At 62.6% G+C, this 11350-nt stretch carries 12 protein-coding genes; 8 read left to right on the top strand and 4 right to left on the bottom strand.

Annotated elements, in window-relative coordinates; genetic code table 11:
• Positions 1-7: 7 nt before the first annotated feature.
• Complete coding sequence (locus A0U93_RS03535; protein ID WP_077806123.1) at positions 8-316, bottom strand: plasmid stabilization protein; 309 nt, start codon at positions 314-316, stop codon at positions 8-10.
• Between the two features lie 113 nt (positions 317-429).
• Here A0U93_RS03535 and A0U93_RS03530 point away from each other — a divergent pair, with 113 nt between their 5' ends.
• Positions 430-1545: a Gfo/Idh/MocA family protein gene (locus A0U93_RS03530; RefSeq protein WP_077806122.1), complete on the top strand. Its 1116-nt coding sequence runs from the start codon at positions 430-432 to the stop codon at positions 1543-1545.
• Positions 1546-1587: 42 nt separating this feature from the next.
• On the opposite strand, the gene secB is transcribed toward A0U93_RS03530, so the two are convergent.
• Complete coding sequence (secB, locus tag A0U93_RS03525; RefSeq protein ID WP_077806121.1) at positions 1588-2115, bottom strand: protein-export chaperone SecB; 528 nt, start codon at positions 2113-2115, stop codon at positions 1588-1590.
• A 188-nt stretch (positions 2116-2303) separates the two neighbouring features.
• Here secB and A0U93_RS03520 point away from each other — a divergent pair, with 188 nt between their 5' ends.
• The 5 genes from A0U93_RS03520 to A0U93_RS03500 all read left to right on the top strand — a co-directional run bounded on the left by A0U93_RS03520 (position 2304) and on the right by A0U93_RS03500 (position 7242).
• Positions 2304-2993: a Tim44/TimA family putative adaptor protein gene (locus A0U93_RS03520; RefSeq protein WP_077806120.1), complete on the top strand. Its 690-nt coding sequence runs from the start codon at positions 2304-2306 to the stop codon at positions 2991-2993.
• Positions 2994-3069: 76 nt separating this feature from the next.
• Entirely contained in the window at positions 3070-4227 is a 1158-nt protein-coding gene (gene mltA, locus A0U93_RS03515; protein ID WP_077806119.1) for a murein transglycosylase A, read from the top strand.
• The gene (locus tag A0U93_RS03510; RefSeq protein WP_077806118.1) at positions 4228-5073 is read left to right on the top strand and encodes a DNA-methyltransferase; all 846 of its coding nucleotides are present in this window, start codon (positions 4228-4230) and stop codon (positions 5071-5073) included.
• Between the two features lie 94 nt (positions 5074-5167).
• Positions 5168-6610 carry a cytochrome-c peroxidase gene (locus tag A0U93_RS03505; RefSeq protein WP_077808306.1) on the top strand — a complete coding sequence of 481 codons (1443 nt, stop codon included), beginning with the start codon at positions 5168-5170 and terminating at the stop codon, positions 6608-6610.
• A gap of 65 nt (positions 6611-6675) precedes the next feature.
• A complete protein-coding gene (locus A0U93_RS03500) occupies positions 6676-7242 on the top strand; it encodes a Smr/MutS family protein (RefSeq protein ID WP_077806117.1) in 567 nt (188 codons plus the stop codon).
• Here the strand turns inward: A0U93_RS03500 and A0U93_RS03495 are convergent.
• Entirely contained in the window at positions 7239-8342 is a 1104-nt protein-coding gene (locus tag A0U93_RS03495; RefSeq protein WP_077806116.1) for a hypothetical protein, read from the bottom strand. The two genes, A0U93_RS03500 and A0U93_RS03495, sit on opposite strands and share 4 nt — an antisense overlap.
• A 94-nt stretch (positions 8343-8436) precedes the next feature.
• A complete protein-coding gene (gene hemF / locus A0U93_RS03490) occupies positions 8437-9375 on the bottom strand; it encodes an oxygen-dependent coproporphyrinogen oxidase (RefSeq protein ID WP_077806115.1) in 939 nt (312 codons plus the stop codon).
• A 218-nt stretch (positions 9376-9593) separates the two neighbouring features.
• Here hemF and A0U93_RS03485 point away from each other — a divergent pair, with 218 nt between their 5' ends.
• Entirely contained in the window at positions 9594-10484 is an 891-nt protein-coding gene (locus A0U93_RS03485; RefSeq protein ID WP_077806114.1) for an S-methyl-5'-thioadenosine phosphorylase, read from the top strand.
• A gap of 20 nt (positions 10485-10504) precedes the next feature.
• Positions 10505-11305, top strand: coding sequence for an SDR family NAD(P)-dependent oxidoreductase (locus tag A0U93_RS03480; protein WP_077806113.1), 801 nt, complete (start codon positions 10505-10507; stop codon positions 11303-11305).
• Positions 11306-11350 lie beyond the last annotated feature (45 nt).

The following is an 11350-nucleotide window of genomic DNA, read 5'->3' as shown; positions in this document are numbered from 1 at the left end:
ATGGGAATTAAGATTTCGCGGCGTTCCTGCGTCTTGTTTCCGCCGCCTTCTTCGCGGCTGCGGACCGGTCGGCTTTCGGGCGGTGAGCCGATGCGGCGCCCCCTGTTTCGCCGCCCTTGTGCGAAGGCTCGGTATTGACCGGGTGCCCCCGACCGCTGCCGCTTTTCCTGCCGCCGCCGGTTTCCTTGTTGACCGTGGCCCAGGCGCGTCGCTCGGCTTCCTCCTCGGGAACGCCGCGCTTCTCATAACCTTCCTCGATATGTTCGGCCTGGCGTTTCTGCTTGTCCGTGTAGCTCGATTTATCGCCACGTGGCATGATCGGCCTCCGATGTTGGATTGTCGTATAACGGCAGATGCAACAGGGAAGTTTTCGGCAACTGCCCCTTCTTTCGCAACGTTGGATTGCGAGATCAGCAAAAGGGGTAGGACATGTTCGGATCGACAAAGAAAGTGCGTTATGCCGTGGTCGGCAGCGGCCAGATATCGCAGCAGGCGTTCATGCCGGGCATTGCGCGCGCGGAAAATTCTGAACTGGTGGCGCTGGTGACGGGCGACCCGGAGAAAGCGGACAAGCTCGCCAAGCAATATAATATTCCCGCGTATGGATACGACGACTTCGCGCAGCTTTGCGCGTCCGACGATATCGACGCCTTCTATATCGCCACACCCAATGCCAAGCATCGCCTTTATGCCGTGCCGGCGCTGGAAGCGGGCAAGCATGTCCTGCTGGAAAAGGCGATGGAGGCGAGCGTCGAGGATTGTCAGGCCATTATCGACGCCCAGCGACGTGGCGGAGGCAAGCTGATGATTGCCTACCGGCTGCATTGCGAACCCGGGACGGTGGAACTGATCGAGCGTTGCCGACAGGGTGATTTCGGTCGGCTCATGATCTTCAATTCGACGTTCGGACAGAATTTCTCGGAAGAAAACCATCGTGGCCATTCGGGCTACTGGTCAGGCCCCGTGCCGGACATGGGGACATACCCGCTCAACGCTGTGCGGAACCTGTTCGGTGACGAGCCGATCGAGGTGCGGGCTGTCGGCAGCAAGACGCCGGGGCGTAACTTCAATTTTTTCGATACGGTGTCGGTCACGTTGCGTTTCCCGGATGAAAAACTGGCACATTTCACCGTCAGCTATGCCTCCGCGCCGGTCGAGACTTTCACGCTGGTGGGCGACAAGGGGACCGTCCATGCGGGACCATGCTTCATGTTCGGGCCGAGCATCGGCATCACCTATCGAACGATCATCGATGGCAAGGAAGAGACGCGCGCGCAAAAGCCGGTCGAACAATTCGGCGGGGAGACGGATTATTTCTCGGACTGCATTCTGAACGACATCGATCCGGAGCCCAATGGTGAAGAGGGGCTGATGGACGTCCGCGTTCTGGCGGCTGTCGAACGTGCGCTGGAAACCGGCGAGGCGCAGAAACTAGAGCCGCGTCGTCGTGAGCGTCGGGCGGAGCCTGATCAGGTTCGCTCGTTGAAAGTGGTGAAGGAGCCGTCCGAGGACCAGATGATCGGCATCGTTCCCCAGTCAGCATAAGGATGACCTCGGGCACGCCAGCGCCCGAGGTCCCTGTTCCGATCAGGCGTGACCGGCGGGTTCCGGGAACTGCGCGGCCCGCTTGGCCTGCCACAGGGCCACGAAGTCGATCGGGGCCAGGACGACGGACGGGAAACCGCCGTCGCGCGTGACGTCGCTGATGATGTTGCGCGCGAACGGGAAGATCAGGCGCGGCACTTCGACCAGCAGAAGCGGCTCGACGATTTCCTGCGGTGCGTTATTCAGCGTCACGATCGCGGCATAGGTCAGGTCGGCGATGAAGACGGTGCGGCCGTTCTGGCCGCCTTCCTGTTCCGGCGGCTCCGTTGCTTCCACGCGGACGACCAGCGAGACTTCGAAGATCGGCTGGTTTTCCTCGATCGGGTCCACCCGGACGTCGATATTCACGCCGACTTGCGGTGCGCCACGGAGTGTCTTGAAGATGGCGGCGCCGGCCGGCACTTCGAACGACAGATCCCTGGTGTATTGCAGGTTAACGGCAAGCGGCATGCCCGGCGGTGCGCCGTTCTCCGGCGTATCGTTGGCGGGGGTCGGATTGCTTTCGGACATGGGCTCTCTCAATTGCGGGAGGACGACACGCGCACGACGGCCAGGTCGCGCGTCTTGTCCTGCGCGGTAGCATGCCCGGGCTATGCCGCCAACAGCCCAAATGAAGATCGCATGTTGTGATGGCGGCGTTGAAAACCTAATTAAGGAGAACGCGCTATATTCTCCAGATTTCAGCAAAGCCGACGTCCATGTCCGTTCTATCTCATATTCCCTACGATATCGTGATCTTTGCGATCATCAGCATTCTCCTGGCGCTTCGGCTACGCAGCGTTCTGGGGCGACGCATGGGCGTTCAGGAGATGGCTGCGGTGCGCCATGTCGCTTCGCCCCGTGCCGTGCAGCCCAGGACCGACGTGGCGCCCAAGGTCGAGGAACCGGGCGCCGCTCTGGACATTCCCGCCCCTGCGACGCGTGTCGGCGGCATACTGGGGCGCATGGCCCTGGTGGAACCGGGCTTCTCTCCGGAAAAGTTTCTGCGCGGGGTCGAGACGTCGTTTCGGAATGTGGTGACGGCGTTTGCCATGGGGGACCGGGAGAAGCTGCGTGCCGCGCTGACGCCGGACGCTTATGCTGGTTTCGCGGCGGCAATCGATGCGCGGGAGGCGGCCGGGGAGGTCCAGCGAACGGAGATCGTTGCAATCCAGTCATTGGCGATTCAGGACGCGGATGTGGCGGAGCCGGCGCAGGGTGTGACCCGCGGCGCGATCGACGTGCTGATCGTCTCGCGGCAGATCAGCCTTCTGAACGATCGCGACAGCCAGCCGCTGGTCGGGACGGAATCCGTCACCGAATTTTCCGACCTCTGGCGTTTCGAGCGCGTTTTCGGCGCGCAGACCGGTGGTGCTTCCTGGCGTCTGGCGGCAGCACGCGCTGCATGATGGGGTTGGCGAGCGGGGGGCGACGGTGGTACGACCGGCCCCTGTTCTTCTGATTGTCTTCGGTTAAAATCGGTCCATGAAATTCTCTCCGTTGCGCGCCTTGCCGCTGGGGATGCTGCTGGTGGCGGGATGCGCCGAGCAGCCTTCCTCCAACGAGACATTGTCACTGACGCCTGTCGCGTATGAGGCGCTTACGGGATGGTCCGGTGCGGAAGCATTGTCCGTCCTGTCATCCCTGCGGGCAGAATGCCGGCGTTTCGCGACCCTGCCGCCACAGACGCATCTCGGTGGCAGCGCACCGACGATTCCCAACGGCAGCCGCGCGGGCGACTGGGCCGGAGCATGCGGTGTTCTGGCGACGACGCCTGATGATGCCTCTTCGGCGCAGCGTTATCTTCAGGCATGGTTCGTTCCCTACCGCGTTGAACAGGACGCGTTCTATTCAGGGTATTACGAACCACAGGTCTTCGGGTCTCCAACAAGGCAGGGTGCTTTCCAGACGCCGCTTTATGCCAGGCCGACGGATCTCGTGCGTGCACGGACCACGGCGGGGTCATGGGTCAGTGGCCGCTGGCAGGATGGACGGTTTTCGCCGCATTTCAGCCGTGCGGAAATCGATCAGGGGGCGCTGGCGGGCAAAGGGCTGGAACTGGCATGGCTTCGAAGCCCGGAAGATCTGTTCTTTCTTCAGATCCAGGGATCCGGGCGCATCGTGATGCCGGACGGGAGCGTGATGCGCGTTGGATACAGCGGTCGCAACGGGCACCCCTATACGCCGATCGGGCATGTTCTGGTCGAAAACGGCGACCTTGCGGCGCATGACGTCACGATGGTCAATATCCGCAACTGGTTGGCCGCTCATCCCGATCAGGCACGGAGCATCCTGGAGAAAAACGCCAACTATGTTTTCTTCAAGCGTCTGGAAGGCCTCGATGCGGCCAGCGGTGCGCCGGGTGCCCTGGGTATCGGTCTGACGCCAGGGCGGTCGATTGCGATCGATCGTAATGTCATGCCGCTGGGTGTGCCCGTATGGGTGGAAACGCGACTACCGGATGCTCAGGGGCAGGTCGGCGACTGGCGCCATCTGGTGCTGGCGCAGGATATCGGGACGGACATTGCCGGGCCGGGTCGTGCGGACCTGTTCACCGGGTGGGGACCGGCAGCGGAAGCGGTTGCCGGTGGCTTGCGCGAAAGCGGCACGATGACGGTATTGCTGCCGCGACCGCCAGCCTGAATGACATCCAGGGAAGCCGTCCCCAAGCCGCGCTCGAGGCGTGAGACGATTGGTCGTCATACCCTGATCCGGGGCGATGCGATGAACGTCCTGCGGCGGCTGCCAGCTGACAGCGTGGACGTCGTCGTGACGTCGCCGCCCTACAACATCGGACTGGCGTACCAGACCTATCGGGACACGCTGAGCGAGGCGGCCTATCTTGACTGGATGACCGATATCGGACGGCAGGTGGCACGGATCATGAAGCCGCGCGGATCGTTCTTCCTCAATATCGCCGGTTCATCATCCGCACCCTGGTTGCCGTTCGAACTGATGGTGCGGCTGCGCGCGATCTTTGTCCTCCAGAACCATATTACCTGGATCAAATCGGTTGCGATCGCCGACGTGACGCATGGGCATTTCAAGCCGGTGAATTCGGCACGCTACGTCAATCGCAATCACGAACACGTCTTTCATCTCACGCTGAACGGGGACGTGCCTCTCCAGCGTCTGGCCGCGGGCGTGCCGTTCACGGACAAAAGCAATATCGCGCGGCGAAACCATGCCGTCGATCGGCGCTGTCGGGGCGATACGTGGTTCATTCCCTATGAGACGGTTCGGACGAAACAGCAGAAATTCTCCCATCCCGGCACATTTCCCGTCGCGTTGCCGACGGCGTGTCTGACGCTGCATGGCGCGAGGCCGGGCGCTGCGGTTCTCGACCCTTTCATGGGGACGGGGACAACGCTGCTGGCCGCCGAGGAGATGGGCCTGTCGGGCATGGGGATCGATTGCGACACCGGATATGTTGCGACGGCACGGCAGCGCCTGCGTCAGCTCATTGATCGGTCCGACCGATCAGGATGATCGACAGGAGCGTTTTGACATAACGGTCTTATCCCCGGCAAAAGTAACGGGTTCGTGAGCTAAAGGGGAGAAGATCGGTTTGAACGCGTCCGCAGTGAAGAAATCAGTTTTGGGTCTCGTGGCGCTTGGCGCCGTGGCTTATGGCGGAACGCTCGCCTATCTCACCCATTTCGACCATGCAGGCGCGCCGCAACTGCCGGCAGACAGCGCGACGCGGCACGATGCCGTATCGATGGCGGCGTGGTCGGCGTTGACGGAAGTGCGGTGTGACTACTGCCATGCCAAGGGCACCGACCTGCCGTTCTATTTCAAGCTGCCGCTGGCCAACCAGATCATGGGACATGATCTACAGGAAGGGCTGCGCCATTTCCGGGTCGAGCCGGTCATCGCCGCCTTCCAGCAAGGCAAGCCGCCGTCGGTGGAGCAGCTCTCGCGGATCGAGGAGGTGATTTCGCAGAACCGCATGCCGCCTGCTGCCTATCTGCTCATGCATCCGCATGCTCATCTGAACGAGAAGCAACGCGATGATATCCTGAACTGGGTCCGCGACCAGCGCCGCCGCTATTATGCGACACCGGGTGTCGCGGCGCAGTTCGCCGCCGAACCGATCCAGCCGATTCCTGAAAGCGTGCCGGTCAACTGGGATAAGGCGGCGCTCGGGCGTGAGCTTTTCTTCGACAAGCGCCTTTCCGGCAATGGTCAGCTCAACTGTGCCAGCTGCCATGGGTTGAATACGGGTGGCGTGGATAACCTCGTGACGGCGACGGGTATCAACGGCCAGAAGGGTCCGATCAACACGCCGACGGTCTATGATTCGGTGTTCAATATCGCCCAGTTCTGGAACGGTCGTGCCAAGGATCTCGCCGCGCAGGCTGCCGGTCCGGTGACAAACCCGGTCGAAATGGGGTCGCATGACTGGAATGCGGTGGCCGCGACGGTGGCGGCAGTGCCTGAATATGCGTCGTCGTTCCAGACGATCTATGGGTCGGATGCCGTTAACGAAGAAAACGTGACGAATGCGATTGCCGAGTATGAAAAGACGCTGATTACGCCCGACAGCCGTTTCGACCTGTATCTCAAGGGCGATGCGAAGGCGCTGACGGCGCAGGAACTGCGCGGGTATGAGCGTTTCAAGGCAATCGGGTGCTCAGGTTGCCATAGCGGTGTTTCCATGGGCGGCGATGCCTATGAGGTAATGGGTCTGGAAGGCCCGTATTTTAACGACCGCCACACGCCGCTGACGGCGGCCGATGAGGGGCGCGAGGCATTCACGCATGCCCTCTCCGATGCGCGACGCTTCAAGGTGCCCAATCTGCGTAACATCGAACTGACCGGCCCCTATTTCCACGATGGCAACGTTAAGACCCTGCCGGATGCGGTGCGGTTGATGGCGCGTTACCAGACGCCGGACGCGGATGTTTCCACGCAGGATGTCGAGGATATCACGGCGTTCCTGAAGACGCTGACCGGCAAGTTCCAGGGCCTGCCGCTGCGTGATGTTCCTGCCGAGCCGCCGCTGCGCTCATCGGCCAACTGATTGGGCTTTCCCTCTGGACGTTACGGCTTCGCTCCGTTAGGGGCGAAGTTCAGGGGGGATGAAACGTGGCGCGCCGGGAACTCGAAAAGGAAGAAGCGGCGCTATGGGCGACCTTTGCCCGTGACATCCAGCCGCTGAAATCGCGGCGCGCTCGGCGAGCGGCGAAGAAGCCTGAAGCGTCGACGGCAGTGGTGCCATCATCCGAGGCATCACCGTCTTTGCCGCCACTGACCATCAAGGTGATTCCAGCCCGCGTGGTGGCGGCCACGCGGCCTGCGGCGCATCCGACGATCGAAATCGGTGCGCGGCAGCCGGGGCTGGACGACACGAGCTGGCGGGCACTCTCGACTGGCCGCATGTCTCCGCAGCGACGTCTCGATCTGCACGGCCATTTCGCGCAGGATGCTTTCGAGCGGCTGCATACCTTCCTTCTTAGGAGCAGCGCGCAAGGATTGCGTTGCGTCGAGGTCGTGACCGGATTGGGAAGCGGTCGCGATGGCGGGGTGATCCGGCGCGAATTGCCGCACTGGCTGGCGCGGGGCGACCTGCGTCCCCTTGTGCTGGCTGTCGTGCATACGCATGCCCGCAACAAGGGCGCCGTGCGCATCCTGCTGCGCCGGCGTTCGCGTTAGGTCGGACGTGTTTCCTGGCCGAGGCGCCAGCGTGGCGTGTTGTTGTTGATCCAGCGTCGAAGCGCGAGCAGGGCCGTCAGGTCGGGGGTCAGTGCCGAGAGCAGTGGAGCCGATTCGGCGCCGGAGACCAGCGACACCTGATTGCCGCGGCTCCAGTTCCGCAGTTCCGGCGTTTCCGCCGCCAGGGTGGCCGCATGGCGCCAGCGGGCGACCAGTGGTGCCGGCGTGAGCATCGGCAAGGCGACCGTCAGGCCGGTTGACGCTGCCAGGGCGACGGATTGCCATGCGTCATACAGAGGGCCGCCCGGTTGCCGACGTCGTGCCTCTTCGAACGATTGCCCGAAACTCGGTAAGGAAAGTTCCTCATTTCCGATATGGAACATCGGCAGTGTTCCAGACGGCGCCTGCGCGATGATCTTCTCGATGCTTTCGCCCGCAGGATTGGATGTCAGCTGCACGGCATCCACCGTGCCGTTTTGCAATGCGCGCAGGGCCGCGTCCTGTGAGGCCAGCCCTTCGACCGGCACCGGGTGCAGGCCGAGAAGGGAAAGGCCGAGCAGGCTCGCCAGTTCGACGCCGGTCGGTTGGGATACGGCCAGACGAACAGGGTGATCGTGCAGCCAGCCTTCGAGACGTTCCTTGAGGCTTCGATGCAGTTCAGCGCGGGCGAGTGTCACGACCGGGCGTTGCGCCATCATGATCGGGACCCAGCGGCTGTAGTCGAAATGCACGCGTGGGTCACCGGAAAGGGAAGCCACCAGCGCCGCGCCGGGTGCGACCAGTGCGGTGGCGCCGTCCGCCGCCATGCCGGTATCGAACAGGTTCGCCGCCGTGACGCCGTCGCGCCCGACATCGGTGCGTGTCCGCAAAGGCATATCGAGGTTGAGACCACGTTCGAGCGCGTGGGACAGAAGCGGCGCAATCTGGCCGGGCAGGCTGTCCGGGCCGCCTCCGAGAATAAGTTGCGGATCGTCGACCGCTGTCTGGTTCTCGGTTGCGTCCCATGCATGGGCGGGCCGCATCGTGGCAGTCAGTCCGAGGCCGACCATGCCGCCGAGAAAGCGGCGACGCGCGTATGACCGCTTTTTATCGTTGCTCATTGTCAAATCACGCACACTGGGTTTTTCGGCATCGCTGAAGGAATGGATGCGCGAATACGCCAGCGATTTGCGGCGAAACAGTGACCGTCGGTTCTTACGGCCATTTCACCTCCGGCGGCATGCTCATCAGAATCGCTTCGGTATTGCCGCCGGTCTTCAGGCCGAAGATCGTGCCGCGATCGTGGATGAGATTGAATTCCACGTATCGGCCACGACGGATCAGCTGGGCGTCGCGGTCGGCTTCGGTCCAGGGCTGCATCATGCGGGCCCGGACGGCGGCGGGATAGGCTTCGGCGAAGGCATCGCCGACGTCGCGCGTGAAGGCGAAATCGTCTTCCGCGTTACCCGTGTCGTGGCGGTCGAAGAAAATGCCGCCCAATCCGCGCGGTTCCTGCCGATGCGGCAGGTAGAAATAGCGGTCGCACCAATCCTTGAAGCGCGGGTAGTAGTCCGGGTCGTGCCGTTCGCATGCGCTTTCGAAAGCGGCGTGAAACAGTCTGGCGTCTTCCCGGGCTGCATCGCTGTCGGGGAACATCGGCGTGATGTCGCCACCGCCGCCGAACCATCCCTGACTGGTGATGATAAGGCGCGTGTTGAAATGCGCGGCGCAGACATGCGGATTGCAGGGATGCGCGACGAGGGAGATACCGGTCGCGAAGAAGCGCGGGTCGTTCTCCGTGCCCGGGATGCTGCCGCGAAATTCGGGTGAGAACCTACCCCAGACGGTGGACACGTTGACGCCCACCTTCTCGAACACCCGGCCACGCATGACGGACATCACGCCGCCGCCATGCAGCGATCCGTTTGCCTCGTCCCGCGTCCAGGCCGTGCGCTCGAAACGGCCGGGCGCGATGCGATCCCTGAGGACCGGTGAACCAAGTTCCGCGGCATCGTCTTCGATCGCCTCGTAGGATGCGCAGATTCGATCGCGCAGGCTCTCGAACCACGCTGTTGCGGCGCGTTTGAGGGCGTCGTGGGGAACGTCGGCCCGTTGCAGGTCGGCGAAGGTGACGGGTTCGACCGTCTCGCTCATGGCAGGCTCCGATAGGCTGTCAGTCGGCACCGGGCCGACAGAACCGAGCGTGCCATAGCAGAATCGTGATCGGGAGGCTATTGCCCGTCTGCATCCTTTGTGTCGGCATTGGCGAATGGGGTTCCGGATGGGCCCGCCATGAACGAATGCTTGCGGATTGCGCCGTCTCATGTTCCTCCATGTCGTCAATCACCCAATGCGATAAGCGGAGAGCAGACATGGCGGAAGAGAACACGATCGAACCGGTCATCGGGATCATCGGTGGCTCGGGCCTCTACGATATCGATGGTTTGCAGGACAAGGAATGGCGGCACGTCGAGACTCCGTGGGGCGAGCCGTCCGATGCCTTGTTGTTCGGGCGTCTGGATGGCGTTCGCTGCGTCTTCCTGCCGAGACACGGTCGCGGGCATCCCATTCCCCCGTCGGAACTGAATTTCCGTGCCAATATCGATGCGCTCAAACGCTCGGGCGTGACTGACATCCTGTCGCTTTCGGCCGTCGGTTCGCTGCGCGACGACCTGCCGCCTGGCAGCTTCGTCCTGGTGGACCAGTTCATCGACCGTTCCTTCGCCCGCAACAAGACGTTCTTCACACGTGGTTGCGTGGCGCATGTGGCGATGGCCGATCCGGTCTGTCCCCGAATCGGCGACGAGGTCATGCGGCAGGCGAATTTGCTGAACATCTCCATCCGCAAGGGCGGGACGTATCTGGTCATGGAAGGACCGCAATTCTCCACCCGCGCCGAGAGTGAACTCTATCGTCAGTGGGGTTGCTCGGTGATCGGGATGACCAACATGCCGGAGGCCAAACTCGCGCGTGAAGCGGAAATCGACTACGCCAGCGTCGCCATGGTGACGGATTTCGACTGCTGGCATGACGAGCATGACAGCGTGACGGTCGATGCGGTTGTTCAGGTCATGCAACGCAACAGCGAGCGTGCTCGTGCGTTGGTGCGGGCAGTGATCCCGGCCCTGGGACAGCGCCGCGCGCCATGTCCCGCTGGTTGTGACCGTGCGCTCGACCACGCGCTTATCACTGCTCCCGCCGCGCGCGATCCCGCGCTTCTGGCGAAGCTCGATGCCGTGGCCGGACGCGTCCTTAATCGTTAACCCCGTGGACTGGAGCCGAAATGAGCGGCGAAAAGCGTTTTAGTGGTCGTGTTGCCCTTGTGACGGGCGCGGCAGGCAATATCGGTCTGGCGACGGCCAGGCGCCTTGCCGAAGACGGTGCGGATATCGTCCTGCTGGATATCGCCGCCGATAAACTGGCCGAGGCGAAGGACGCTGTCGCGACGTTCGGCACCAGAGTGGAAACCGCCACATGTGACGTCACCGACTTCGCCAGTGTCGACGCCGCGGTTGCGCGGGCAGAGGAATTGCTGGGACCGGTGGCGTTGTTGTTCAACAATGCCGGCTACCAGGGCGCTTTCACGCCGATTCAGGATTATTCGCCGGAGGATTTCGCCAAGGTCATCCAGATCGATCTGATTGGCGCCTTTCATGTGCTTCGCGCCGTGTCTGCACGCATGGTCGCCCATGGTTTCGGGCGTATCGTCAACACGGCCAGCATGGCCGGCTTGCAGGGGCCGCCGAACATGGGGGCCTATGCCGCCGCCAAGTTCGGTATCGTGGGCCTGACGCAGACGGCCTCCAAGGATCTTGCGCCGCACAATATCCGTGTGAACGGCATTGCACCCGCCTTGATGGGACCGGGCTTTATGTGGGACCGGCAGGTCGAGCTTCAGGCGAAGGCAGGAACCCAGTACTTCTCCTCCGACCCTGAGGAAGTGAGCAAGGCGATGATCGGCAGCGTGCCGATGCGCCGCCTTGGTGACATTTCCGAAATACCGGGGGTGGTTTCGTTCCTGATGGGCGAGGATTCCAGCTATATGACCGGTGTCACCTTGCCAATCTCGGGCGGTATCCTGTAGGCATCGTTCTTTCTGACTTGCCGTTGGAGATAGGGTGGCAGGGTT

It is taken from the genome of Neoasaia chiangmaiensis, from assembly GCF_002005465.1.
In the GTDB taxonomy this organism is placed as follows: domain Bacteria; phylum Pseudomonadota; class Alphaproteobacteria; order Acetobacterales; family Acetobacteraceae; genus Neoasaia; species Neoasaia chiangmaiensis.
Note: the sequence above shows the minus strand (reverse complement) of the source record. Positions and strands in the feature narration are given on the sequence as shown.

What these genes read in the sequence shown, in the direction of transcription:
- mltA (WP_077806119.1), top strand. Translation starts at nt 3,070, where the DNA reads ATGAAATTCTCTCCGTTGCGCGCCTTGCCGCTGGGGATGCTGCTGGTG.
- secB (WP_077806121.1), bottom strand. Translation starts at nt 2,115, where the DNA reads ATGTCCGAAAGCAATCCGACCCCCGCCAACGATACGCCGGAGAACGGC.
- hemF (WP_077806115.1), bottom strand. Translation starts at nt 9,375, where the DNA reads ATGAGCGAGACGGTCGAACCCGTCACCTTCGCCGACCTGCAACGGGCC.
- A0U93_RS03485 (WP_077806114.1), top strand. Translation starts at nt 9,594, where the DNA reads ATGGCGGAAGAGAACACGATCGAACCGGTCATCGGGATCATCGGTGGC.
- A0U93_RS03520 (WP_077806120.1), top strand. Translation starts at nt 2,304, where the DNA reads ATGTCCGTTCTATCTCATATTCCCTACGATATCGTGATCTTTGCGATC.
- A0U93_RS03480 (WP_077806113.1), top strand. Translation starts at nt 10,505, where the DNA reads ATGAGCGGCGAAAAGCGTTTTAGTGGTCGTGTTGCCCTTGTGACGGGC.
- A0U93_RS03535 (WP_077806123.1), bottom strand. Translation starts at nt 316, where the DNA reads ATGCCACGTGGCGATAAATCGAGCTACACGGACAAGCAGAAACGCCAG.
- A0U93_RS03495 (WP_077806116.1), bottom strand. Translation starts at nt 8,342, where the DNA reads ATGAGCAACGATAAAAAGCGGTCATACGCGCGTCGCCGCTTTCTCGGC.
- A0U93_RS03510 (WP_077806118.1), top strand. Translation starts at nt 4,228, where the DNA reads ATGACATCCAGGGAAGCCGTCCCCAAGCCGCGCTCGAGGCGTGAGACG.
- A0U93_RS03530 (WP_077806122.1), top strand. Translation starts at nt 430, where the DNA reads ATGTTCGGATCGACAAAGAAAGTGCGTTATGCCGTGGTCGGCAGCGGC.